Origin of the sequence: Halomicroarcula saliterrae (assembly GCF_031624395.1) — an archaeon.
Classification (GTDB): domain Archaea; phylum Halobacteriota; class Halobacteria; order Halobacteriales; family Haloarculaceae; genus Haloarcula; species Haloarcula saliterrae.
Window position 1 is genome coordinate 64241 of sequence record NZ_JAMQON010000001.1, and the last position, 22547, is coordinate 86787.

24 protein-coding genes are annotated in these 22547 nt (G+C 67.5%); 15 read left to right on the plus strand and 9 right to left on the minus strand.

Features of this window, described 5'->3' with window-relative positions:
• The first annotated feature begins 43 nt into the window (after positions 1–43).
• The 4 genes from NDI56_RS00355 (at position 44) to ppsA (ending at position 5164) form a co-directional block, all read left to right on the plus strand.
• Positions 44–1147: a site-2 protease family protein gene (locus NDI56_RS00355; RefSeq protein ID WP_310917413.1), complete on the plus strand. Its 1104-nt coding sequence runs from the start codon at positions 44–46 to the stop codon at positions 1145–1147.
• A 57-nt stretch (positions 1148–1204) separates the two neighbouring features.
• Complete coding sequence (locus NDI56_RS00360) at positions 1205–1483, plus strand: hypothetical protein (RefSeq protein ID WP_310917415.1); 279 nt, start codon at positions 1205–1207, stop codon at positions 1481–1483.
• Between the two features lie 435 nt (positions 1484–1918).
• Complete coding sequence (locus NDI56_RS00365; RefSeq protein ID WP_310917416.1) at positions 1919–2824, plus strand: PhzF family phenazine biosynthesis protein; 906 nt, start codon at positions 1919–1921, stop codon at positions 2822–2824.
• A gap of 66 nt (positions 2825–2890) precedes the next feature.
• A complete protein-coding gene (gene ppsA, locus NDI56_RS00370; protein WP_310917417.1) occupies positions 2891–5164 on the plus strand; it encodes a phosphoenolpyruvate synthase in 2274 nt (757 codons plus the stop codon).
• 60 nt (positions 5165–5224) lie between these two features.
• On the opposite strand, the gene NDI56_RS00375 is transcribed toward ppsA, so the two are convergent.
• Complete coding sequence (locus NDI56_RS00375; RefSeq protein WP_310917418.1) at positions 5225–6265, minus strand: zinc-binding dehydrogenase; 1041 nt, start codon at positions 6263–6265, stop codon at positions 5225–5227.
• A gap of 134 nt (positions 6266–6399) precedes the next feature.
• On the opposite strand from NDI56_RS00375, the gene NDI56_RS00380 reads away from it, so the two are divergent.
• Complete coding sequence (locus NDI56_RS00380; RefSeq protein WP_310917419.1) at positions 6400–6879, plus strand: redoxin domain-containing protein; 480 nt, start codon at positions 6400–6402, stop codon at positions 6877–6879.
• A gap of 10 nt (positions 6880–6889) precedes the next feature.
• On the opposite strand, the gene NDI56_RS00385 is transcribed toward NDI56_RS00380, so the two are convergent.
• Together NDI56_RS00385 and NDI56_RS00390 are read right to left on the minus strand one after the other, a co-directional pair.
• Complete coding sequence (locus tag NDI56_RS00385) at positions 6890–8116, minus strand: Tm-1-like ATP-binding domain-containing protein (RefSeq protein WP_310917420.1); 1227 nt, start codon at positions 8114–8116, stop codon at positions 6890–6892.
• Positions 8116–8949 (minus strand): phosphoenolpyruvate hydrolase family protein, encoded by an 834-nt coding sequence (locus NDI56_RS00390; RefSeq protein ID WP_310917421.1) that lies wholly within the window; start codon positions 8947–8949, stop codon positions 8116–8118. The genes NDI56_RS00385 and NDI56_RS00390 overlap by 1 nt, the downstream gene beginning before the upstream one ends.
• Before the next feature lie 196 nt (positions 8950–9145).
• Between NDI56_RS00390 and mfnA the strand changes: the two genes are divergently transcribed.
• From mfnA to NDI56_RS00425, 7 genes are all read left to right on the plus strand, one after another.
• Positions 9146–10198, plus strand: coding sequence for a tyrosine decarboxylase MfnA (gene mfnA / locus NDI56_RS00395; RefSeq protein WP_310917422.1), 1053 nt, complete (start codon positions 9146–9148; stop codon positions 10196–10198).
• Positions 10199–10493: 295 nt separating this feature from the next.
• Positions 10494–11078 carry a YqaA family protein gene (locus NDI56_RS00400; protein ID WP_417935936.1) on the plus strand — a complete coding sequence of 195 codons (585 nt, stop codon included), beginning with the start codon at positions 10494–10496 and terminating at the stop codon, positions 11076–11078.
• A gap of 43 nt (positions 11079–11121) precedes the next feature.
• The gene (gene metG, locus NDI56_RS00405) at positions 11122–13236 is read left to right on the plus strand and encodes a methionine--tRNA ligase (protein WP_310917423.1); all 2115 of its coding nucleotides are present in this window, start codon (positions 11122–11124) and stop codon (positions 13234–13236) included.
• A 50-nt stretch (positions 13237–13286) separates the two neighbouring features.
• Positions 13287–13649, plus strand: coding sequence for a DUF7312 domain-containing protein (locus NDI56_RS00410; RefSeq protein WP_310917425.1), 363 nt, complete (start codon positions 13287–13289; stop codon positions 13647–13649).
• Positions 13650–13674: 25 nt separating this feature from the next.
• A complete protein-coding gene (locus NDI56_RS00415; RefSeq protein WP_310917426.1) occupies positions 13675–14274 on the plus strand; it encodes an NfeD family protein in 600 nt (199 codons plus the stop codon).
• A 75-nt stretch (positions 14275–14349) separates the two neighbouring features.
• On the plus strand, positions 14350–15525 hold the full coding sequence (locus tag NDI56_RS00420; RefSeq protein ID WP_310917427.1) for an SPFH domain-containing protein: 1176 nt from the start codon (positions 14350–14352) through the stop codon (positions 15523–15525).
• A gap of 46 nt (positions 15526–15571) precedes the next feature.
• On the plus strand, positions 15572–16177 hold the full coding sequence (locus NDI56_RS00425) for a winged helix-turn-helix transcriptional regulator (protein ID WP_310917428.1): 606 nt from the start codon (positions 15572–15574) through the stop codon (positions 16175–16177).
• On the opposite strand, the gene NDI56_RS00430 is transcribed toward NDI56_RS00425, so the two are convergent.
• Positions 16174–16416: a DUF7123 family protein gene (locus NDI56_RS00430; protein ID WP_310917429.1), complete on the minus strand. Its 243-nt coding sequence runs from the start codon at positions 16414–16416 to the stop codon at positions 16174–16176. The genes NDI56_RS00425 and NDI56_RS00430 overlap by 4 nt on opposite strands.
• A 224-nt stretch (positions 16417–16640) precedes the next feature.
• Between NDI56_RS00430 and NDI56_RS00435 the strand changes: the two genes are divergently transcribed.
• Positions 16641–17042 (plus strand): TRAM domain-containing protein, encoded by a 402-nt coding sequence (locus NDI56_RS00435; protein WP_310917432.1) that lies wholly within the window; start codon positions 16641–16643, stop codon positions 17040–17042.
• A gap of 35 nt (positions 17043–17077) precedes the next feature.
• On the opposite strand, the gene NDI56_RS00440 is transcribed toward NDI56_RS00435, so the two are convergent.
• The 4 genes from NDI56_RS00440 to NDI56_RS00455 form a co-directional block, all read right to left on the minus strand.
• Positions 17078–17806 (minus strand): YkgJ family cysteine cluster protein, encoded by a 729-nt coding sequence (locus NDI56_RS00440; RefSeq protein WP_310917433.1) that lies wholly within the window; start codon positions 17804–17806, stop codon positions 17078–17080.
• 49 nt (positions 17807–17855) lie between these two features.
• The gene (locus NDI56_RS00445) at positions 17856–18416 is read right to left on the minus strand and encodes a hypothetical protein (RefSeq protein ID WP_310917434.1); all 561 of its coding nucleotides are present in this window, start codon (positions 18414–18416) and stop codon (positions 17856–17858) included.
• Between the two features lie 81 nt (positions 18417–18497).
• Positions 18498–19271, minus strand: coding sequence for an MBL fold metallo-hydrolase (locus NDI56_RS00450; RefSeq protein WP_310917435.1), 774 nt, complete (start codon positions 19269–19271; stop codon positions 18498–18500).
• Between the two features lie 39 nt (positions 19272–19310).
• A complete protein-coding gene (locus NDI56_RS00455; protein ID WP_310917436.1) occupies positions 19311–19580 on the minus strand; it encodes a MarR family transcriptional regulator in 270 nt (89 codons plus the stop codon).
• 205 nt (positions 19581–19785) lie between these two features.
• On the opposite strand from NDI56_RS00455, the gene NDI56_RS00460 reads away from it, so the two are divergent.
• Together NDI56_RS00460 and NDI56_RS00465 are read left to right on the plus strand one after the other, a co-directional pair.
• Positions 19786–20499, plus strand: a complete 714-nt coding sequence (locus tag NDI56_RS00460) for a class I SAM-dependent methyltransferase (RefSeq protein WP_310917437.1) — start codon at positions 19786–19788, stop codon at positions 20497–20499.
• 328 nt (positions 20500–20827) lie between these two features.
• Positions 20828–21724, plus strand: a complete 897-nt coding sequence (locus tag NDI56_RS00465) for a glycosyltransferase family 2 protein (protein ID WP_310917438.1) — start codon at positions 20828–20830, stop codon at positions 21722–21724.
• On the opposite strand, the gene NDI56_RS00470 is transcribed toward NDI56_RS00465, so the two are convergent.
• On the minus strand, positions 21721–22539 hold the full coding sequence (locus NDI56_RS00470; RefSeq protein ID WP_310917439.1) for an amidohydrolase family protein: 819 nt from the start codon (positions 22537–22539) through the stop codon (positions 21721–21723). The genes NDI56_RS00465 and NDI56_RS00470 overlap by 4 nt on opposite strands.
• Between the last annotated feature and the right edge of the window lie 8 nt (positions 22540–22547).

The following is a 22547-nucleotide window of genomic DNA, read 5'->3' on the forward strand; positions in this document are numbered from 1 at the left end:
CGTCGCAAACAGGTTGAAAACGCTCGGGGCCGTACGTCACGGCATGTCGCAGCAGCCGAGTCAGTCGGAGCCGCCGGGCCCCGAGCGGCTCGCCGACGCCTTCAGCGTCCGTGACATCGACCTCACCGAGGCCGGTGTCCGGTACTACGGCGACCCCGTGGCCGACACCACGGAGGTCCTCCGGCAGGTCGGGCCGCGGTTCCGGCAGGAGGGCTACCGCGTCAGGCTGCGGGCCGAGTCAGACGAGCACGTGCTCGTGGCGACCGAGCGCTCGCTGGGCGTCGACGGCGTCCCCTGGACCAACGTCGTGCTCGCGCTGGCGACGCTCGTCTCGACGCTGTACGCGGGGACCCGGTGGTACGACCTCTCGGTGGCCGCCGACCCCGGCGTCCTGTTGCGGGCGTGGCCCTTCGCGGCCGCCGTCCTGGGTATCCTCGCCGTCCACGAGTTCGGCCACTACGCGCTCTCGCGGTACCACCAGGTGCAGGCCAGCCTGCCCTACTTCATCCCGCTGCCGTTCAACGTCATCGGGACGCTGGGTGCGGTGATCAAGATGCAGGACAACATCCCCGACCGGCGGGCGCTGTTCGATATCGGCGTCGCCGGGCCGCTGGCGGGGCTGGTCGCTACCGTCGCCGTCACGGCCGTCGGCGTGACGCTGGACCCGATACGCGTCAGCGGCGGCATCATCACGAAACTCGAACTGGGCTACCCGCTGTTGATACGGGGAATCGCCGCCGCGCTGGGCGAGCCCCTTGCCTACAGCGACCCGAACCTGCTCCCGAACCCGGTGGTCATCGGCGGCTGGGTCGGCGCCTTCGTCACCTTCCTCAACCTCATTCCGGTGGGCCAGCTCGACGGGGCCCACATCAGCCGCTCGCTCGTCGGCGAGCGCATGGACGCCGTGCAGGTGGTCGTCCCGGTCCTGCTCTTTTGTCTCGCGGGCTACCTGTTCATGTTCGAGGGCGGCCGCGGCGCCCCGCTGTGGGGGTTCTGGGGCATCCTCGCGGTGGTGTTTGCCCGAGCGGGCACGGCGACGCCGCTCGTGGAGGCCCCGCTTGGCCCCCGTCGGCGCGCGCTCGGCGTCCTGACGCTCGTGCTGGGCGCGCTCTGTTTCGTTCCGGTTCCCATCGCGGTCTCGATGTGACGACGCCGGCGTCTCGGCGGGGAAACAAAGAGATAGGTGGAGCCGTAACCCGACTGTATGAGCCAGTCAACGGGGATGCCCGAACCGGACGTCGACGAACTGCAGACAGCCGTCGAACGGCTGCTCGACGAGACCGTCGACCGCGAGGACTCGCTCGACGTCGCCGTCGAGGACTTGGAGGTGGATATCCCGATTTACTTCGGCGAGGACTCCCCGCGGGCGAAGTGGCGGTTCAACGGCGACGTGACCGTCACGGTCGACGGGATTCGGGCCCCCCTCAGAGAGTGGTTCGACCTCCACGGCGAACAGCCCACCTCCTCGGGTGACGGCGACTGAGACGGCGGCTGGCATCCAGTCGGTGAGCAGACGGTCGTACGTCGTGATAGAACCTATGGGTGAGGGTGCCGTGTGTTCACACGAGACATGACACCGACGAAAATCCGCGAACGGCTGGCGGAATCCGGCGACAGCGTCGACGTCGAGCAGTTCGTCGCCGCGCTGGAGTACGTCCGCGACGACGGCCGGTCGAAAGAGCGATAGGCGCGTTCGAGCCGGCAGCTGTAGTGACCTTCTGGGTCGCCCGAAGACGCCGCGCGTCTTCCGTCCCTCGTGGAGCCTGCGGCTCCGTTCAGTCCCACCCTGCGCTGTTTGGCTACCCGGCTATGGGCGGGGCGTTCCGGCTGTCGAAACTGCTGCCGATAGCCGTCGCGCCGGTCTCTCGTCCTGCTAGCTCGGGTAACTGTTAACCGGCGGGTCCCACAACACGGTGCCATGGAAACACGGGACGTGCTGCTCGTCGACGCCTTTGCCGCGGAACCGATGGCGGGGAACCCGGCGGGGGTCGTGCTTGACGCCGACGGATTGAGCGACGACCAGATGGCGGCCATCGCCGGGGAACTGGGCGCGAGCGCGACGGCCTTCGTCTGCGAGAGCGAGACGGCCGACCGGCGCCTGCGCTTTTTCGCGCCGACCGAGGAGGTCGCCCGGAGCGACCACGCGACCGTCGCGGCCCACGCGGCGCTCGCCGAGCGCGGCGCGCTCGCGGACGGGGAGTACACGATGGAGACAATCGGACGGACCCGCGACGTGGAGGTCATGGCGGACGGGACGGTGTGGCTCGAACAGGGGACGGCGGATATCGAGGCGGTGAGTCTGGGACACGACGAGGTGGCCGACGCGCTCGGCATCGACGTGGCGACGCTGCGGGACGTGGGCGCGGACCTGCCGATGGCCGTCGCCGACACGAGCGAGCCGTGGCTGGTGGTGCCGGTCAACTACTTCGAGCACCTCAGCAACCTCGACCCGGACATGCCGGCTGTCCGGGAACTGTGTGCGCGCGTCGGCGCGGTCGGGCTGTACGTGTTCACGTTCGACACCATCGGCGGTGAGGCGACGCTTCACGGCCGGGCGTTCGCCCCGGGTCGCGGCGTCGGCGAGGACCCAGTCACCGGCACCGCGGCGGGCGCCTGTGCGGCCCACGTCCGCCGCGAGGGCGCCCTCGACGACACCATCGAGCAGGTCGTCGTCGAGCAGGGCCACTTCCTCGACCGGCCCGGCACTGTCCGGGTCGACACCGACGGCCTCGAATCGTGGGTCGGCGGGCGGGCGGTGACGACGATGGACGGGTCGATGACCGTTCCCGACGCCGCCGAGGACGACGACATCATCGAGATCTAGGCGGTGATTACCGACGGGTAGACCGCAAGGAACATAATGGTCGTTAATGAAAGAACAGACGAGTCCATGCACACACTGTGGCTCGCGGAGATCGGTGCCGACGACCTCGAACTGGTCGGCGGCAAGGCGGCGTCCCTCGGAGAACTGACCGGAGCGGGGCTGCCTGTTCCCTCGGCGTTCGTGGTGACCGCCGGGACCTACCGGTCGTTCATCGAGGAAACGGGCATCGAGGAGGCGCTGTTCGAGGCCGTCGACGTCGACAGCGACGACTCGGGAGCGCTGGCCGAAGCGGCCGAGCGCGCCCAGGAACTGATTCTCTCGACCGAGGTACCTGCGTCGGTGCGGGAAGACGTCCTCGCGGCGTACGACGAACTGGGGGATGGCGCGGTAGCGGTCCGCTCGTCGGCGACGGCGGAGGACCTCCCCGACGCCTCCTTTGCCGGCCAGCAGGACACGTATCTCAACGTCTCGCGGACGGACCTGCTCGACCGGGTCAAGGAGTGCTGGGCCTCGCTGTTCACCCAGCGGGCCATCTACTACCGAACGGAGCAGGGCTTTGCCCACGACGCGGTCGACATCGCCGTCGTCGTCCAGGAGATGGTCGACGCCGAGAAATCGGGCGTCTGCTTCACCAGCCACCCCTCGACGGGCGCGCCGACGGCTATCGTCGAGGCCGCGTGGGGGCTGGGCGAAGCGGTCGTCTCGGGCACGGTCTCGCCGGATAACTACGTCATCGACCGCGAGAGCGGCGAGGTCGACGACGTGACCGTCGCCGAGAAGCGAGTGATGTGCGTCCGCGGCGAGGACGGCCGGACCGTCGAGCGCTCGGTGCCCGACGAGAAGCGCGACGAACAGGTGCTCGACGAGGACGAACTCCGGCGGCTCGTCGACCTCGGCGAGGCCGTCGAGGCCCACTACGACTGCCCGCAGGACGTGGAGTGGGCACTCCGCGACGACGAGGTGTATCTCCTCCAGTCGCGGCCAATCACGACCATCGACGACGCCGTCGCGGGCGGGGCCAGCGGGGCGACCGCCGACGGCGGCGCGATGCAGAGCCAGACCGACGACGTGCGCCTCTCGGGCATCGGCTCCAGCCCGGGCACGGCGTCCGGCGCGGTCCGAATCGTCCGGAAGCTCGACAACCTCGACAAGGTCGAGCAAGGCGACATCATCGTCACGGAGATGACCACGCCGGACATGGTGCCGGCGATGAAACGCGCCGCGGGTATCGTCACCGACCAGGGCGGGATGACCAGCCACGCAGCCATCGTCTCCCGCGAGCTGGGCGTCCCCGCTGTCGTCGGAACCGACGACGCCACCGGCCGGCTCCGTGACGGCCAGCCGGTGACTATCGACGGGGACATGGGAACCGTCGAGGTGGGCGAACCCGACGAGTCGGCGGCGGAGCCGGCGGAGTCGTCCGAACCGGCCGAGCCGGCGAGCCCGGTCAAGCCGATGACCGGCACCGAGGTGAAGGTCAACGTCTCCATCCCGGAGGCCGCCGAGCGCGCGGCGGCGACCGGCGCCGACGGCGTCGGCCTGTTGCGCATCGAGCACATGATTCTCTCGACGGACAAGACGCCGACGCGCTACGTCGAAGACCACGGTGAGCGCGCCTACGTCGAGGAGATAGTCGAGGGCGTCCGCGGCGTCGCGGAGGCGTTCTACCCCCGACCGGTGCGGGTCCGGACCCTCGATGCGCCCTCCGACGAGTTCCGCCAGCTCCAGGGCGGCGAGGACGAGCCCGCCGAGCACAACCCGATGCTTGGCTACCGGGGTGTGCGGCGGTCGCTCGACCGCCCCGACGAGTTCGAGCTCGAGCTCCGGGCCTTCGCCCGGCTGTACGAACTGGGCTACGACAACGTCGAGCTGATGATTCCGCTCGTGACCGACGCGGAGGACGTGTTGCGAGCGAAGTCGCTGATGCAGGCGGCGGGTATCGACCCGGAGAAGCGCGACTGGGGCGTGATGGTCGAGACCCCCGCGAGCGCACTCTGTATCGAAGAGCTCTGTGACACCGGCATCGACTTCGCCTCCTTCGGGACGAACGACCTCACCCAGTACACGCTGGCGGTGGACCGCAACAACACCAACGTCGCGGGCCGCTTCGACGAGCTCCACCCCGCCGTGCTCGACCTGATGGCCCGCGTCATCGGGACCTGTCGGGAACGCGGCGTGGCGACGAGCATCTGCGGGCAGGCGGCCTCGAAACCGGAGATGGTCCAGTTCCTCGTCGACGAGGGCGTCAGCTCCATCTCGGCCAACATCGATGCGGTGCGCGACGTGCAACACGAGGTCAAGCGGGTCGAACAGCGGTTGCTGCTCGAATCGGTTCGGTAGACGGCGGGCCGCCTTTTTTCAGCGCGGGGAGTCGCACAAACCGCTCTCGACGGACCCGGCCTACAGCTCGCTGTCCGGAACGACGACGACCTTTCCGAACCCCTCGCGCTCCTCGACGAGCCGGTGTGCCTCCGCGATGTCGCTCATCGGGAGCGTCTCGCGGATGCGCGGCTCGAAGGTCCCGTCCCACACCAGGTCGAGCGCCGCTTCTGCCTGTCCCGGGGTGGCCATCGTCGACCCGATGACCCGGAGCTGGTTCCAGAAGATGCGGTTGAGGTCCGTCTCCGGATTCCCGCCGGTCGTCGCCCCGCAGGTGACGACGCGGCCCCCTTTCACGAGGCTCTTGAGCGAGTCCCGCCAGGTCTGTGCGCCGATGTGGTCGACCACCATGTCGACGCCGCGGCCGCCGGTCAGCGACCGAATCTCGCTCGCGAAGTCCTCCTCGGCGTAGTTTATCGTCCGGTCGGCACCGAGTTCCGCTGCGTAGGTGAGCTTCTCGTCGGTGCTGGCCGTTGCGAACACCTCGGCGCCGGCCTCGGCGGCCACCTGCACCGCCGCGTGGCCGACCCCGCCCGACGCCCCGAGGACGAGCACCGACTCGCCGACCTGTAGCTCTCCCCGGTCACGGAGCATCCGCCAGGCGGTCTGGAAGACGAGCGGCGCGGCGGCCGCCGTCTCCCAGTCCACTCCCTCCGGGACGGGTGCGAGGTTCGCCTCGGGAATCGCGGCGAACTCGCTGTGGACGCCCCTGACGTGTTCGCCGATGATGTGGAAGTCGGGAGCCAGTGTCGGGTCGCCCTTGCGGCTGAACTCGTCGTCCCCGCCGCTCTTGCCGGCCAACAGCGCGACGCGGTCGCCGGCTTCGAACCGCGTGACGTCGTCCCCGACTTCGGTCACGACCCCGGCCGCGTCGCTCCCCGGAACGTGTGGCATGTCGAGGTCGATACCCGGCAATCCCCGCCGTGTGTGGACGTCGAGGTGGTTCAGCGAGGCCGCTTTGATATCGACCAGGGCCTCCCGAGGCCCACACTCCGGGTCCGGAAAATCGCCGTACGTGAGCACGTCTCTGTCGCCGTGGCTGTCGAACTGGACTGCTTGCATCGTCTATCACATCGGCCCAAAATCATAATAGTCTATTGTGAACTTCTCGCGGGCGGCGGATTCGGTTCCGTCCAGTCGCCGCCCATACTATTTGGGTGTTACATTCATTACCCGATAGCGGGCAGTACTTTCCGATGGTAGAGACGGGGGATATCGCACCTGATTTCACGCTCCGCGGGACTGACGGCCAGTTGCTCTCACAGTACACGCTCTCGGACTACGTCGCGGACGGCTACGTTATCCTCTCGTTCTACATGAACGACTTCTCGCCGGTCTGCTCGGAGCAGATGTGCGACCTCGACGACATCGACCTGTTCCAGTTCGAGGCTGACGTCTCGATGTTCGGCATCTCGCCCGACTACGTCTACTCCCACCGGGAGTACAGCCGACAGAAGGGGATCACCTTCCCGCTGCTCTCGGACACGCAGTTCGAGGTCTCGAAGGCCTACGGCGTCTACGACCCCGAGCTGGAGTCGGGCGTCCGCCGGGCGCTGTTTCTCGTCGACAGCGACCGGCGAATCCGGCACAGCTGGGTCGCGACGGACAACTGGGAGGCGTGGGACCACAGCACGACCGAGGCGCTGAAAGCCGCCCTCGACACGCTCCGGATCTGACGCCGCCGTCCTAGTGCTCAGGTCCGACGCCGGCCTCGCGCATGTACTCGTCCAGCGTCTCGGCGAGCAGCTCTGCGAAGGCGCCGTCGTTGATATCCGCCTCTCGTTCGAGGAGTTCCACGTTCTCGTCGAGACGGTCCCGTATCGCATCGAACAGTTCGGCGTCGGCCTCGGGGTCGTAGAACTCCTCCCCCTCGACGTCGAGCATGGAGACGCCGCCGAGCGGGAGGACAATCGCCGTTGGCCCGGTCGCGCCGTTGAGCTTTTCGGCGAGTATAGCGCCCAGGTCGGCGTTCTCCTCGGGCGTCGTCCGCATCAGCGTCACCTGTGGGTTGTGGACGTGGAATTGCCCCCCCTCGAACTCCTCGGGCACCGAGTCCCGCGGGCCGAAGTTCACCATGTCGAGCGCACCGGTCGAGACCACTTGTGGAATCCCCGCCTCGCCGGCCGCCTCCAGTCGGTCAGGGCCAGCGGTGAGCGTCCCGCCGACGAGCTCGTCCGCCCACTCGGTCGTCGTCACGTCGAGGACGCCGTCGATGACGCCCTCCTCGACGAGCGACTCCATCGCTCGTCCGCCCGTGCCCGTCGCGTGGAAGACGATGGTCTCGTAGCCCCGGTCTTCGAGCACCTCGCGGGCCCGCTGGACGCACGGGGTCGTGACGCCGAACATCGTGATGCCGACAGTGGGTCGGTCTTCGACCTCGACGTCGGGCTCGTTGGCGACCATCCCGACCATCGCCAGTGCGGCGTTGCCGATGACCCGCCGGGAGAGCTGGTTCAGCCCCTCGATGTCGGCGACGGAGTACAGCATGGCGATGTCGCGCGAACCGACGTAGGGCTCCGTGTCGCCCGAGGCCATCGTCGACACCATGAACTTGGGGACGCCCACCGGGAGCGCCCGCATCGCCGTCGTCGCGATGGAGGTGTTGCCGGAGCCGCCGAGCCCGAGCACGCCGTCGAGTGTCCCTTCGGTGTAGAGCCCCTCGGCGACCGTGGCCGCGCCCTCGCCCATCGCTTCCATCGCTTCGCCGCGGTCGCCGCCCTCGCGGAGCGCGTCGAGCGTCGTCCCCGCGGCCTCGGCGACCGCTCCGGCCGCCGTGTCCGGCTCGACCTCGGGCTCGCCCATCACGCCCACGTCGACGAGGTGGGTGTCGACGCCCTGTGACTCGATGACCGCCCGGGCGAAATCTATCTCCTCGCCTTTCGTGTCGAGCGTCCCGATGACGACGACGGCCATCAGAACTCTATCCCCTTGAACTCGCGAGCTTGATTTTGAATGGCCTCCTCGGTCGGGAGCCGTTCGATGCTGGAGGCGCCGAAGAAGCCGACGACGCCCTCCGTGTTGTTCAGGACGTACTCGGCGTCGTCGGGCCAGGCGATGGGGCCGCCGTGGCAGATGACCATGACGTCGTCGTCGACGTCTTTCGCGGCGTCGTGGTGGGCCTGGACGCGCTCGGCGGCCGTTTCGAGGTCCAGTGCGGTCTCCGCGCCGATGTCGCCCGACGTGGTCAGTCCCATGTGCGAGACGATGACGTCCGCGCCGGCCTCGGCCATCTCGCGGGCGTGAGCCTCGGTGAAGACGTACGGACAGGTGAGCATTCCCCGGTCGGCGGCCTCCCGGATCATCTCTATCTCCTCGTCGTAGCCCATCCCGGTCTCCTCCAGATTCCGCCGGAAGGAGCTGTCCTCGTCGATGAGGCCGACTGTCGGGAAGTTCTGGACGCCCGAAAAGCCCCGCCGCTTCAGGTCCTCGATGAACACGTCCATCTGTCGGAACGGGTCGGTCCCGTTGACGCCGGCCAGAACGGGGGTGTCCTCGACGACCGGGAGCACCTCGTGACCCATCTCGACGACGATCTCGTTCGCGTCGCCGTAGGGCAACAGCCCGGCCAGCGACCCGCGGCCGTTCATCCGGTATCGCCCGGAGTTGTAGATGATGAGCAGGTCGACCCCGCCCCGCTCGGCGAACTTCGCCGAGATACCGGTCCCCGCGCCGGCGCCGATGACGGGTTCGCCGTTCGAGACTACCGATTCCAGCCGTTCGAGTGACTCCGCATGCGAGAACTGCATGCGAGAGCGTAGCTGTGCTATCGCCTTGGAAATTGTTACCAGTTGATATGTCCCGCGGATAGTGACAGCCGACGGGGTTCCGGGCGAAGCCCGCGAGGAAAATCGGGCCGTCGAACTGGCAGCACCGTCGGCTGTGCGGACGTGACTCTCGCCGAACAAAACGGCTAAACCGGTCGACCCCGAGGCTTGGGGTAGGATGCTCCAGCGGGCCGAGCCACAGGACTTCGAACGGGTGCTCTCCTCGATGTGTACCGTTCCACACCCGTCGGCCCGCAAGGCGGCGGAGCGCTTTCTCGCGACCAACCCCGGCGACCCCGGCACCTACGAGACCGTCGCCGACCTCGAAGACGACGCCGTCGACGCGCTGGGGGAACTGACCGGGCTGGCGGAGCCGGCCGGGTATATCGCCTCCGGCGGCACCGAGGCCAACATTCAGGCGCTGCGCATCGCCCGCAACCGGGCCGACACCGACGACCCCAACGTCGTCGCGCCGGTCCACGCCCACTTCTCCTTTACCAAGGCCGCGGCCGTGCTGGACGTTGAACTGCGCACCGCGCCGGCCCGGAACCACCGCGCCGACACGGAAGCGATGGCCGAGCTGATAGACGACGACACCGTCTGTGTCGTCGGCGTGGCCGGCTCGACGGAGTACGGCTTCGTCGACCCTATCCCCGCGATAGCCGACCTCGCGGGCGACGCCGGCGCGCTGTGTCACGTCGACGCCGCGTGGGGCGGCTTCTATCTACCTTTCACCGACCACGACTGGCACTTCGGCCACGCCGCCGTGGACACGATGACCATCGACCCACACAAGGTCGGGCAGGCCGCCGTCCCCGCCGGCGGACTGCTCGCACGCGAGGAGACACTGCTGGACGACCTGGCCGTCGAGACGCCGTATCTCGAATCGACGAGCCAGCTCACGCTCACCGGGACCCGCTCGGGCGCCGGCGTCGCGTCGGCCGTCGCGGCGATGGAGGCCCTCTGGCCGGCGGGCTACCGAGAGCAGTACGAGCGGTCGATGGACAACGCCGAGTGGCTGGCCGACCAGCTCAGCGCCCGGGGCCACGATGTCGTCGGGCCGGAGCTCCCGCTCGTGGCCGCCGACCTCTCGATTCCGATGACCGACGAACTGCGCGAGCGGGGCTGTTCGAGGAGCGGTCGCCTCGGCGACCCGACGATGAAAAAGATGGTGGCCCACGTGACGCGGTCGATGCTGCGGTCGTTCGTGGCGGATTTGGACTGGTATTAGGGTCCGGCGGCTTCGCCGCCGGTTCCCCGGACGCGAAGGTTGCGCGGTCGCTTGCGACCGCGGGAGACGACGGCGCGACGCGCCGTGAGTCAGTGAGCGTCCGGCCTTTTTCACCCCTGTTTTTCGAGGAGCGGTCGCCTCGGCGACCCGACGATGACAAAGATGGTGGCTCACGGGACCACGACGGCCGCTGTCGCCGTTTGTTTCACAACCACTGATAAGTAAACTATCAGCTCAGTATCGCTCCCGAGTGAAAATATCAAGCTTTAGGACCCACTGAGTGATATCGACTGACGTGAGTTGGCCCTTCGCGGTTCCCCTGCCGGTCGCGTTCCTCGCCGAGTGTGGTACCGCCGGCAGTTCGCTCGCCCTCCTGGAGGAGGCCGTCTGTACAGCGACCGGCCCGACGGGGCTGGCCATCATCGCGGTGTACTCCTTTCTCATCGCCTTCGTGTTGCCGTTGCCCAGCGAGGTCGTCCTCGTGCCGGCGGAGACGCTCCGGCTCGGGCTCTCGACGCAGGGGAACATCGCCGCCATCATCCTCTTCAGCGCGCTGGGCAAGGCGCTGGGGAGCCTCTTCGCGTTCCACATCGGACAGGAGGCAAAGGAGTACGGCCCGCTGGTCCGGCGCATCAAGGACTCCCGGTTCGACATCATCGAGTGGTCCGAGCGCAAGACCATCAAAATCGCACGCAAGTACGGCTACGTCGGCCTCGCGCTGGCGCTGTCGGTCCCCTTCTTCCCCGATACGCTCTCCATCTACGCGTTCACGGTGCTGGAGGAGGACTACGTCCGCTTTGGCGCGGCGACGTTCGTGGGCAGCGCGGGTCGCCTGCTCGTGACGCTGGGGCTCGCCGGCGGGACGCTGGCGCTGCTGTAGGAAACCAACCCCCTTTTGACCCGTCGGCGGCACACGAACAGGTATGAGTCACGACGAGTTTCCCACGGACCACCCAGCGGTGGTCACCTGCGGGCTCCCCTACGCCAACGGCGACCTGCACGTCGGCCACCTGCGGACCTACGTCGCCGGCGACGCCCTCTCGCGAGGGCTGCGACGCATCGGCCAGCAGACCGCCTTCGTCTGCGGCTCGGACATGCACGGGACGCCGGTCGCCGTCAACGCCGCCGAGGAGGGAGTCGAACCCCGCGAGTTCGCGCTGGAGTACCACGAGAGCTACGCCGAGACGTTCCCGCAGTTCAACGTCGAGTTCGACAACTACGGCCACACGGACGACGAGACGAACACCGAACTCACACAGGAGTTCGTCCGCTCGTGGGTGGCGGGGGACTACGTCCACGAGAAGGAGATAGAGGTCGCCTGGGACACCGAGGAGGACCAGCCCCTGCCCGACCGGTTCGTCGAGGGGACCTGCCCCTACTGCGGCGAACAGGCCCGCGGCGACGAGTGCGACGAGGGGTGTCAGCGCCACCTCGAACCCGGCGAAATCGAGGACCCGGTGAGTACGATCACGGGCAACCCCGCGGAGTACCGCACGCGCGAACACAAGTTCCTCCGGCTGGCGGAGTTCCAGGAGTACCTCCAGGGGTTCCTCGACCGCATCGAGGGCACGGACAACGCGAAGAACCAGCCCCGCGAGTGGGTCGACGGCGAACTGCAGGACCTCTGTATCACGCGGGATATGGACTGGGGTATCGACTATCCCGCCGAGGAGGGAGACGGGGCGACGGCCGAGGACCTCGTGCTGTACGTCTGGGTCGACGCTCCTATCGAGTACGTCGCCTCCACGAAGCAGTACTCAGAGCGCGTCGGCGCCGACGAGTACGACTGGGAGCAGGTCTGGAAGATCGACGGCGATACCGAACACGGCACCGAGTGGGACGACGAGTGGACCGACGAGGGCGGCGACATCGTCCACGTCATCGGCCGGGACATCATCCAGCACCACGCGGTCTTCTGGCCGGCGATGTTGCGCGGGGCGGGCTACAACGAACCGCGCTCGCTTCTCGCAACTGGCTTCGTCGGCATCGACGGCAAGGCCCTCTCGACGTCGCGAAACCGTGCGGTGTGGGCCGAGGAGTATCTCGACGCCGGCTTCCACCCCGACCTGTTCCGGTACTACATCGCGACGGGCGCGGGCTTAGAGACCGACGTGGACTTCTCGTGGGACCGCTTTGCCGAGCGGGTCAACGGCGAACTCGTCGGGAACGTCGGGAACTTCATCAACCGCGGGCTCCTCTTCGCCCACCGGAACTACGGCGGCACGCCCGAGGTCGACGTCAGCGACGACGTTCGCGAGCGCATCGAGACGACGCTCTCGGAGTTCGAGGCGGCCGTCCGGGAGTACGACGTCCGCGCGCTCGCGGAACTGGCGACGGAGCTGTCGGACTACGGGAACGAGTACATCCAGCGGACGGAGCCGTGGCACCTCGTCGACGAAGCGCCCGAGGAGGCCGAGCAGGTCATCCGCGACTGCGTCCAGCTGGCGAAGGCCGTCGCCGTCGTCATGCAGCCGGTGTTGCCCGGCAAGGCCGAGCGGCTGTGGGGCCAGCTAGAGGAGCCCGGGTCGGTCGCCGAGGCGTCGCTCTCCGCCGCGCTGGAGGCGCCGCCGGCGTCGTTCGGCGAGCCCGAACAGCTGTTCGAGCAGGTCGACGACGACCACATCGCGGTGCTGAACGAGGAGCTACAGGGACGAGTCGAGAGCGAGGCTTCGGCGGAAGCCCCGGACGACGAGCCCGCCGACCTCGAACCGCTCGCCGACGAGCGCATCAGCTTCGACGACTTCGAGGGGGTCGACATGCGCGTCGGCGAGATCGTCAGCGCCGAATCGGTCGAGGACGCCGACAAGCTCCTCAAGCTCGAAGTCGACATCGGCCACGAGGTCCGCCAGGTCGTCGCCGGCCTCGCCGAACTCCACGAGGTCGACGAGCTCCCGGGAACGCGTGTCATACTGCTTGCAAACATGGAGCAGGCGACCATCTTCGGCGTCGAATCGAACGGGATGGTGCTGGCAGCCGGCGACGAGGCCGACCTGCTGACCACGCACGGCGACGCCCCGCTGGGCACTCGGGTGCAGTAGGCGCGTTCGCTCGCCGTCCCTTTTTGTAGTTCGCCGTCCTAGCGCCGGCTATGTCCACCGACGGGAGCGACGACCGGACCGACGACGAGTTCGTCGCCGAGTACGAGCCCGCGACAGCGGCCGATATCATCGACGAGGCCGAGCCCGTGGCGGACGAGGACGCCGACACCGCTCCGGACGACGACGATGGGGCCGTCGCGGGCTCGTTCGCCCCGGACGTGGCGGTGACCCCGCAGGCACCGGCGCCGGAGAACACGCTGTTCGTAGCGCTTGGCATCTACTTCACCGTTCTCGCACTCGTCGACACGGTAATCGGGCTCACTCCGGTTCAGGTAGTCGGTATCGCCCTCACTATCGGCGCCGTCACGCTCGTCTCGTATGGGATTCTGGTCCGCACCACCCCCGACACTTAATCCGTCAGCGGCCCTATATGCGTGTATGAACGTTTCCGTGGGCTCGCTCGCTCTCGTGCCCGCCCAGCTCGAACCGCTGTTCGGTACGACGGTATCGGTCGTCCTGTTCCTCGCAGGGGCGGGACTCATCGTCGCCGAAGCGTTCGCGCCGGGCACGCACTTTTTCGTCCTCGGCGTCGCGCTGCTGGTCGCCGGACTGGTCGGCTTCCTGATTCCGCCCGGACTCGGCGTTCTCGCGCCCCTCATCCTCGCAGCGGCCGTTCTCGCGACGACAGCGGTGACGCTCTGGGGGTACCGGAAGATAGACTTCTCGGCGCCCGGCCGGGGACAGTCGCTCTCGTCGAGTTCGCTTCAGGGGCAGTTCGGTACCGTCACGGAGCGGGTCACGACGAGCGCCGGGCAGGTCAAACTCGAAGACGGCGGCTTCAACCCGTACTACGAGGCCCGCAGCGTCGGCGGCGAGATAGCTGAAGGGACCGAGGTGCTCGTCGTCGACCCCGGCGGCGGCAACGTCCTGAAAGTCGAGGCGGCCGCGACTACCGACGACGACATCGACCGGGCCCTCGAACGGGACCGCGAGGAGAACACGTCCGTCGAGCCGGACGCCGAGTCCGAACACGCGTGATCCGGTGTGGATATCGGTAGTTTGTGACAGGGTCACCGAAGGCTTTTATTTCGTCCCACCCGAGCTTCAGGTGTCATGTCAACCCCGCTGGTACCGCTGCAGTCACTGTTCGCCGGTGGCATCTTCGTGTTCGTCACGATGGTGCTTCTCGTGCTGGCGATAGCTGTCGCGTACTCAAGCGTCGTCATCATCCGCCCGTATCAGAAAGGTGCGTACACGGTTCTGGGCACCTACCGCGGCATCCTCGACCAGGGGATTCACTTCATCTACCCCTTCGTCTCGGATGTCACCCGCTTCGACATGCGGACCCAGACCCTCGACGTGCCCCGACAGGAAGCTATCACCCGCGACAACTCGCCCGTGACGGCCGACGCCGTCGTCTACATCAAGGTGATGGACCCGAAGAAGGCCTTCCTCGAAGTCGACAACTACGAGCGCGCCGTCTCGAACCTCGCCCAGACCACCCTCCGCGCCGTGCTGGGTGATATGGAGCTCGACGACACGCTCAACAAGCGCCAGGAGATAAACTCCCGCATCCGCCGGGAACTGGACGAACCCACCGACGAGTGGGGTGTCCGTGTCGAGTCCGTCGAAGTGAGGGAAGTGAACCCCTCGAAGGACGTCCAGCAGGCCATGGAGCAACAGACCTCCGCCGAGCGGAAACGCCGCGCCATGATTCTGGAAGCCCAGGGTGAACGCCGCTCCGCCATCGAGACCGCGGAGGGTGACAAGCAGTCGAACATCATCCGCGCCCAGGGTGAGAAGCAGAGCCAGATTCTGGAGGCACAGGGTGACGCTATCTCGACCGTCCTCCGGGCGAAGTCCGCCGAGTCGATGGGCGAGCGCGCCGTCATCGACAAGGGGATGGAGACGCTGGGCGAGATGGGCAAGTCCGAATCGACCACCTTCGTGTTGCCCCAGGAGCTCACGTCGCTCGTGGGCCGCTACGGCAAACACCTCCAGGGCTCCGACGTGAAACAGAACGGCCATGTCCTCGACGCCCTCGACTTCGACGACGAGACCCGGGAGATGCTCGGCCTCGACGACATCGAGGAGATACTCGGCCAGATAGACGAGGAGGCCGAAGTCGACGTCGAAGCTATGGAGGAGGAAGCCCAGAAGATAAAACGCGGCAAGGACGCCGGTATCGACAACGCCGACGAAGTCATCGAGCAGATGGACGCCGAAATCGACGACGGCGCCGACATCGCCGGCGGCCCTGAAGACACAGGTAGCGACAGCGACACGTAACCACAGCCGAAGACCTTTTATAGCAGAACTACTTCCTGCAAGATATATGACTGGCGACGAGGGGGTCGACACAGAGAAGCGAGCGACGTTGCGTCGCTTCGCGGCCCTCGGCGCCGCCAGCCCCCTCGTCGGTCTGGCCAGCGGCGACAGCGATAGCGAGACGCCCGACGCCATCGCAGGCTACGTCTCGGCCCGTCCGGGCACCCACTTCTCGAAGCTCCGGGACGACCTCCAGCTGGGCACCGGCGAGGCACAGCACCACCTCCACCGACTGGAAAACGACGGCGCCGTCACCTCCCGGAAGGACGGCGACTATCGGCGCTACTTCCCGACCGAACAGTTCTCGACGTTCGAGCAGGTGGCGCTGGGGTATCTCCGCCGGTCGACACCGCGCGGGATGCTCGTCGCACTGCTCCGGGACCCGACCGTGACGGCCTCGGAGCTGGCGACACAGCTGTCCGTGTCACGACCGACGATAAGTAAACACGCGGCGGACCTGGAGGCGGCCGGGTTGCTCTCCCGGGAGGACGGCTACGCCGTCGCCGAACCGGAGACGGTGTTGACGCTCCTGATTCGGTACGCCGATTCCTTCGGCGACGGCGCCGCACAGCTCGCGGCCGAAGCGGATTCGTTGGTGCGCTACGACCCCTAGGCGTCGACCATCCACGTCGTCGACGAGGAGTACCCCCACTTCTCGACGTCGATGTTGTGGTCCCCCTCCGCGATGGTCGTCATGTTCGTCCCAACCTCTTTGGCAGAGAGCCCGAGCTCGTCGCCGATGAGCCGCGATTTGAAGTAGGTCTGCTCGTCCGCGTTCGCCTGCAGGTAGTCGAGGATTCGGCGCTGTTTCTCCGAGAGGGGGTTGTCGGCCGTCTGTGCGGTGGCGCTCATTGTATCCGGTAGTTACAGCGAAACTCCCTTAGGGGGTTTGGTACGGTGGGTTAACCGGCCGCTGTCTTGCGGTTTGCTCGTCTTACCGGGCGGGGCACGGGCGTCAGCCGGACTCGGTCGAACCGTGTTGGTACAGCGGGGAAACGGTTTCCTGCCGACCGGTCACCCTGTCCGGCAGTTCTTTAATCATGGCCGGATAGTATGGCAAGTGGAGGTCTATCACATTGGAAATCTCGGACGAACTGCTGTGTCTGTTCAGTGCTGACGTGACGGTCGAGGACGACCGCTATCTCGTCGAAGTGCCACGGCGCGAGGTCGAGACTGGCACCGTCGAGGCCGGTGGGACGTACCGCGTCGCGCTCATCTCCGCGGATATCGATGCCAGACCTGACGAGGGTACCGAGACGGAGACACCGCCCGACCAGCCCCAGCCGCCGGTCGAACCCGGCGAGACCCGTTACGTCGAAATCGAGGACATCGGCAAGCAGGGCGACGGCATCGCCCGCGTCGAGCGCGGCTACGTCATCATCGTCCCCGGTGCCGACATCGGCGAACGGGTGAAAATCGAGGTCACCGAGGTCAAATCGAACTTCGCCGTCGGCGAGATTCTCGACGAAGACCTGTAGCAGACGCCGCCTCTCGACGGCCAGGGACACGCAGTTCAGCCGTCTCCGAGTTCGGTCCCGTCGGGCCGTTTCTGTCCCTCAGAGTCGTGAACCACGACGCCGTCGGCGTCCGTCGGTTCGTAGTTCTCTCTGACGCCGATGGCCTCCTGTAGCTCTCTGACCGCTCGCTCTTTCAGCGCCGCGGCCAGTTCCACGGCGTCCTCGCGGGCGATATCCCGACCCAGCCCCTCACACTCGTGTGCGCGGACCATCCCCTCGGTGTCGCCGGTTTCACCGGCTTCCAGCGCAACGCTGTCCACCACTTCGCCCATCGGCTGGCTGGTCCCGCCAAGCGCGACGGAGAACGGGTAGGTCCGGCATATCAGTGGCCGGTCCTCGTGGACCGTACAGGCGCCGACGCCGTCGGACTCGTCGTAGAACGTACAGTCACCACACGCGTCGGTCTGGAGTGCCCACTCGAAGGTCTCGCCTCGCTGGCCGTCGGGCGTTTCAGTGAGGCCGTAGGGCATCGGCCGGGCCACGTCGCGGAAGTCGTAGTCGCCAGTCTCCTGTACCCGGCGGATCTCGTCGGGGAACACCGTGGCCGTATGCGGCTCGCCCTCGCTCTCGTCGGCCGGCTCCGCGCCGTCCCCACAGCCGCCGTCGTCTGCCTTACAGCAGGCCCCACAGCGCGTACACTCGAAGCCGATACGCTCGATGGCGTCCGCGAGTTCGGCCACGTCGAGGTCACGGGCGCGGTCGAGTTCGGTTTCGAGCGAGTCCATAGCCCATTCTGGGTGGGGACGTTCAAAAAGTGTGCGTCAGCGCGTGGGGTCAGGCGTCGGCCAGTCCCGCCCGACGGTGGATGACGGCGCCCACGGCGCCGACGGGAATCGTCAGCCAGAGGGTCAGGAGGACGCCGTAGACGGCATAGGCCACGACGAGCGCTACGGGCGTTCCGCTCACCGACACGACGCCGTCCAGCAGCCAGTCGGCCCACATCGCGAACACGGGAAAGAGGACCGTCGTCCCGACGTAGACACCGACGCCGACGAACTTCCCCGCGGCCGCCCGCCTGCGGCCCGACAGCCGCCGTATCCGACGCCAGAGGACGGCTCCGGCGAGAAAGGCGACCGGGGCCGCCACGACGGACGCGCCGACGCTCATCGCCAGCAGTATCTCGAGGAGCTCGTAGTCCGTGCCGGCGAGCGTGAGCCGCTCGCTGAAGAGGAGGGGGAGCGCGAGGACGGCACTGGCGAGTGCCCCACCGACCACCGCGCTGGTGGCGAAGACACAGCCGGCGCCCACGTCGGCGCGGTCGACACCGGGAAACCGGTGGGGGCCGTAGCGCTCACAGCGCCGTCGAAGCCATTTCGCCCACGCGGAGTCGCTCACGCGGCATCTTTCACTCCCAAAGAAATTAAATTATTAACATTTGTATCGAAACACAACTATTTTATCGGCGCCGGTGAGTAGTCACAGGGGTTTCGCCCGCTCGCCGTTCCACCGAAGGGCTCCCTCGACGGCCAGTTTTTCGAGGTGTGCGATTACAGTCGCCCGTGCGAAGTCACGCACGCCGGTCAGGTCCTTCCGGTAGGCCCGGTCGAGTACGTCGTCGGCGGTCTCGGCGCCCGATTCGACGGCCGCGTGCACGCGCCTCTCGCGGCGGCGGCGATGTGCGAGGAGCCGCCGACAGACCGCTCGCGGTGCCTCGATCGTGGGCCCGTGACCGGGGTACAGACTGGTCGGCGTCCGGGCGTGGAGTCTGCGGAGCGAGGAGAAATAGGCCCGCATGTCCCCCTCCGGGGCACCGACGACGACGCTGCCCTCGGCGACGGCCACGTCGCCGCTGACGACGCCGGCGTCGGTGGCGAAGCCGACGTGTTCCGGGGCGTGGCCGGGCAAATCGACGACGGTGACGCCGTCGGCGGCAGGGATTGTGGTCCCCTCCGCGAACGTCCGGTCGGGGACGACGCCCGTTGCGGCCTCGAAGTCGTCGGTGCGGCCGCGCCGCGCCCAGACGGTCGCGCCGGTCACCTCGGCGTAGGCCGCGACGGCACCGACGTGGTCGGGGTGGTGGTGCGTGACTGCGAGGTGTTCCACGTCGGCGGCCGCGACGGCCCCGTCCAGTCGCTCGGTCCGTCGAGCCGGGTCGGCGAGCAGCGCCGCAGGGCCGTCACTCAGATACGCGGCCGTCTCGCCAGTCGGTGCGCGCGATTCGACGGCCACGTTCACCCGGTGCCAGCCCATCGGCTGACCGGTCGCGGGCGACGCTGAAAACTCCGGCGGCTAGGCGGTGAGGAAGTAGACCTGCTTTCGCGCGTCGGTGAAGCTGTACCGCGAGTCGACGAGTTCCGACTCCTCCAGTCGGTTCAGCGCGTAGCGCACGGTCCGGTCGGGCAGCAGCGACGTCTCGGCCAGCTGGCCCTGTGACAGCGGCGCGTCGTCTTCGAGTACCTTCGCGACGAGCTTCGCGCTCGGCGGTAGTTCCCGGAGCCGCTCCCTGAAGTCTTCCTGCGCGAACGGTGAGCCCCCAACGTCCTCGGTAGTCGTACTCATACTGACCGTTATTCCACCGCTATTGGTAAAACTTGGCTATATTCATGACCAAACAATACAGATACTATGATGTGTATAATGTCTCCTTATACAATACCCGATTTCCGAAATTCCCGGTGCCGGAGTCGGCGCTCCCGGTGGCCCGCGGCCCCGCGGAACCGCGATTCCAGTATCGTTTTATCCCCCCGGCGGGGACAATCGTAGCGTGAAAGGGCAGGAGTGGTACCAGACCGACACTGTGGCCGAAGAGTACGAGGCCAAGCGGTTCTCCCGCGGTGGACGGATCATCGACCGCCGCGAGAAGGAGGCCGTGCTCGGCGCTATCGGTCCGGTCGAGGACAAGAAGATTCTGGAGGTCGCCTGCGGGACCGGCCGCTTCACCGTCATGCTCGCCGAGCGAGACGCCGACATAACCGGTCTGGACATCTCGGGCCCGATGCTACAGCAGGGCCGCGAGAAGGCCCAGGCCACCGGCGTCGACGACCACGTCGAGTTCATGCGTGGCGACGCCGCCCGGCTCCCCTTCCCGGACAACCACTTCGACACCGTGCTGGCGATGCGGTTCTTCCATCTGGCGGACACGCCGGCTGCCTTCCTCGCGGAGATGCGCCGGGTCGCCAAGGAGCAGGTCTTCTTCGATACGTTCAACCGCTTTTCGACGCGGTCGCTGTACAACTGGGCGCTCCCGATGGGATCGCGGCTGTACTCCCGGTGGGAGATCGACCGGCTGCTGGACGGCGCGGACCTCGAACTCGCCGAGGAGTCCCACGACTGGGTGCTCCCCTACGGCTTCTACCGGAAGATTCCCAACGAACTCGCCTCGTCGTTTCGCTCTATCGATACGGCTATCGGCGCCAGTCCGCTCGGTGACAAGGTCGCGTCGGTCTCCTACTGGAACACGCGCGTCGGGACGCGGTAGCGACTCTCGGACGTCGATAGCTGGGTAGGCGAGACGCGCGTAGTCTGAGACGATACCCGCCTCTGAGCGACCGGAGTACGCTCGTCGAGTCGCGAGGACGCTCCTGTGAGTAGCGCGACGACACCGAGGCCGGGGCGCTGGCTTCCCCCTTCGGCCGCGGTCGTCGCGCCGACTTCTGCCGGTGTGGCTCCCGCCCGTTACCGGGCGGTTCGCCGTCCCCGTGTCAGCCCAGCTACCGTGTCGCGCTGTCCCGAGCGCCACGCTGTCCCGCCCCACGCCGCACTGTCGCCCGCGAGTTTTATGCGCTTCCGGCGTCGAACCGTGGGGTATGGAGCTATCGGTAGTGGTCCCGACACTGAACGGCCGGGAGGAACTGGCCGGCTGTCTGGACGCACTCGCCGAGCAGGTCCCCGACGCCGAGGTTATCGTCGTCAACGGACCGTCTGCCGATGGCACGACCGGGATGGTACGCGACCGGTCGGACGTGGACGTGCTGGTCGAGATCGCGGACCGCTCGGTCACCGTCGCCCGCAACGCCGGGCTGGACCGGTCGACGGGCGATATCGTGGCCCTGGTGAGCCACACGCTCTCCGTAGAGGCGGGCTGGGCCGAAGCCGTTCGGTCGGGCACGGAGTCACACGCGGCCGTGACGGGACCGACACACGAGCAACTCACCGCCGGCATGACGACCGAGTCCAAGGAGTCACGCACCATCGCCGGCCGGGAGGTGACGTATTTCAACGCCGGCAACGTCGCGTTCCAGCGGTCGGCGCTGGAGGCGCTCGACGGGTTCGACGAGTACCTCGAAATCGGGAGCTCACGCGACGTAGCCCACCGGCTGGCCGACTGCGGCTACACCGTCGGGTGGGACAGCGGGATGTGCGTGAGCCGTGAGTTCGAGGCTGACGGCGGCATCCGCGAACGGGACTGGCACTGGAAGTACCGCTCGCTGGCGTACCGGCTGGTGAAAAACTACGGGGTCCGGCCGACGGTCGCCCGGCGGCTGGTGAGCCACGCCGGTAGCGACGCCGTCGAGGCACTGAAAGGCGTCGCGAGAGGTGAGACGGCCCCGTCGCAGTGGCTCTCGACCGGACGGGACGTCATCGGCGGCACCGGACTGGGGAGCAAGGACGGACTCGCTGCCCGGTACCCTCGCCGCGACCCGAACCCCAACGGCCGCTCGGTCCGCGCCGACCGCGCCGTCGCTGTGTACGACTGGCGCTAGAACTGCCGCGGCGCGAGCGGGTCGACGACCCGGCCCGCGTTGTTCGAGAACACTTTCTTCATCGCGTCCTCGGGCACGTCCAGCGTGAGAATCTCCATGACGGCCACGTTCGGGTGGGTGTGTGGCGCGCCGCTGCCAAAGAGGACGCGGTCGGGATGCTCGCGGATGGCCCGCTCCAGCGGGTCACGGTACCGGACGACGCTCGTATCGAGGTAGAGCCGGTCGTGGTCGTCGAGCAGGGCGATGGCCTCGTCCATCAACTCCACGCGGAGCGGGTGGGCCCCGAAGTGCGAGAGGATGACCGGGACGTCGTAGGAAAGCAGCTCGTCGGCGAGTGACAGCGGCGGGACCTCCTCGCCGCCGTGGACGAGCACCGGCAGCGACACGTCGGCGAGCCGGGCGAGCACGGGCTCCGTGGGGAGCCCGTCCTTGGCGGGGTGGAGCTTGAAGCCGTAGAAGCGGTCGTCGTAGGCGTACTGCTCGATGTCTTCGGGGGTGGTCTGGTCCTCGTCACCGCGACTGGTCAGGTTCCGGAGCCGGGAGCCGGCGCTGCTACCGGGCTCTCGCCCGCCCCTGATTCGGGCAAAGGCAACCAGCGGTCGGCCGACGGACATCCGCGCGACGGCGTTGTTGGCCTTCAGGTAGCTCCCCTCGCGGGCGTTCGGGTAGACGACGGCCCGGACCACCCCGGCCTGGTGCATCTCGCGTTCGAGCTGTTCGGGGTCTCCCAGGCCGGGTCGGGGCCGACGCTCTTCGTCGGGTTCCACCCGCGCGTGGACGTCGACCACGCGAAAGCCGTGCTCCAGCTCCAGCATTATCGGAC

Coding starts and splice junctions, on each gene's coding strand:
- NDI56_RS00355 (WP_310917413.1), top strand. CDS start 44: ATGTCGCAGCAGCCGAGTCAGTCGGAGCCGCCGGGCCCCGAGCGGCTC.
- NDI56_RS00360 (WP_310917415.1), top strand. CDS start 1,205: ATGAGCCAGTCAACGGGGATGCCCGAACCGGACGTCGACGAACTGCAG.
- NDI56_RS00365 (WP_310917416.1), top strand. CDS start 1,919: ATGGAAACACGGGACGTGCTGCTCGTCGACGCCTTTGCCGCGGAACCG.
- ppsA (WP_310917417.1), top strand. CDS start 2,891: ATGCACACACTGTGGCTCGCGGAGATCGGTGCCGACGACCTCGAACTG.
- NDI56_RS00375 (WP_310917418.1), bottom strand. CDS start 6,265: ATGCAAGCAGTCCAGTTCGACAGCCACGGCGACAGAGACGTGCTCACG.
- NDI56_RS00380 (WP_310917419.1), top strand. CDS start 6,400: ATGGTAGAGACGGGGGATATCGCACCTGATTTCACGCTCCGCGGGACT.
- NDI56_RS00385 (WP_310917420.1), bottom strand. CDS start 8,116: ATGGCCGTCGTCGTCATCGGGACGCTCGACACGAAAGGCGAGGAGATA.
- NDI56_RS00390 (WP_310917421.1), bottom strand. CDS start 8,949: ATGCAGTTCTCGCATGCGGAGTCACTCGAACGGCTGGAATCGGTAGTC.
- mfnA (WP_310917422.1), top strand. CDS start 9,146: ATGCTCCAGCGGGCCGAGCCACAGGACTTCGAACGGGTGCTCTCCTCG.
- metG (WP_310917423.1), top strand. CDS start 11,122: ATGAGTCACGACGAGTTTCCCACGGACCACCCAGCGGTGGTCACCTGC.
- NDI56_RS00410 (WP_310917425.1), top strand. CDS start 13,287: ATGTCCACCGACGGGAGCGACGACCGGACCGACGACGAGTTCGTCGCC.
- NDI56_RS00415 (WP_310917426.1), top strand. CDS start 13,675: ATGAACGTTTCCGTGGGCTCGCTCGCTCTCGTGCCCGCCCAGCTCGAA.
- NDI56_RS00420 (WP_310917427.1), top strand. CDS start 14,350: ATGTCAACCCCGCTGGTACCGCTGCAGTCACTGTTCGCCGGTGGCATC.
- NDI56_RS00425 (WP_310917428.1), top strand. CDS start 15,572: ATGACTGGCGACGAGGGGGTCGACACAGAGAAGCGAGCGACGTTGCGT.
- NDI56_RS00430 (WP_310917429.1), bottom strand. CDS start 16,416: ATGAGCGCCACCGCACAGACGGCCGACAACCCCCTCTCGGAGAAACAG.
- NDI56_RS00440 (WP_310917433.1), bottom strand. CDS start 17,806: ATGGACTCGCTCGAAACCGAACTCGACCGCGCCCGTGACCTCGACGTG.
- NDI56_RS00450 (WP_310917435.1), bottom strand. CDS start 19,271: ATGGGCTGGCACCGGGTGAACGTGGCCGTCGAATCGCGCGCACCGACT.
- NDI56_RS00455 (WP_310917436.1), bottom strand. CDS start 19,580: ATGAGTACGACTACCGAGGACGTTGGGGGCTCACCGTTCGCGCAGGAA.
- NDI56_RS00465 (WP_310917438.1), top strand. CDS start 20,828: ATGGAGCTATCGGTAGTGGTCCCGACACTGAACGGCCGGGAGGAACTG.
- NDI56_RS00470 (WP_310917439.1), bottom strand. CDS start 22,539: ATGCTGGAGCTGGAGCACGGCTTTCGCGTGGTCGACGTCCACGCGCGG.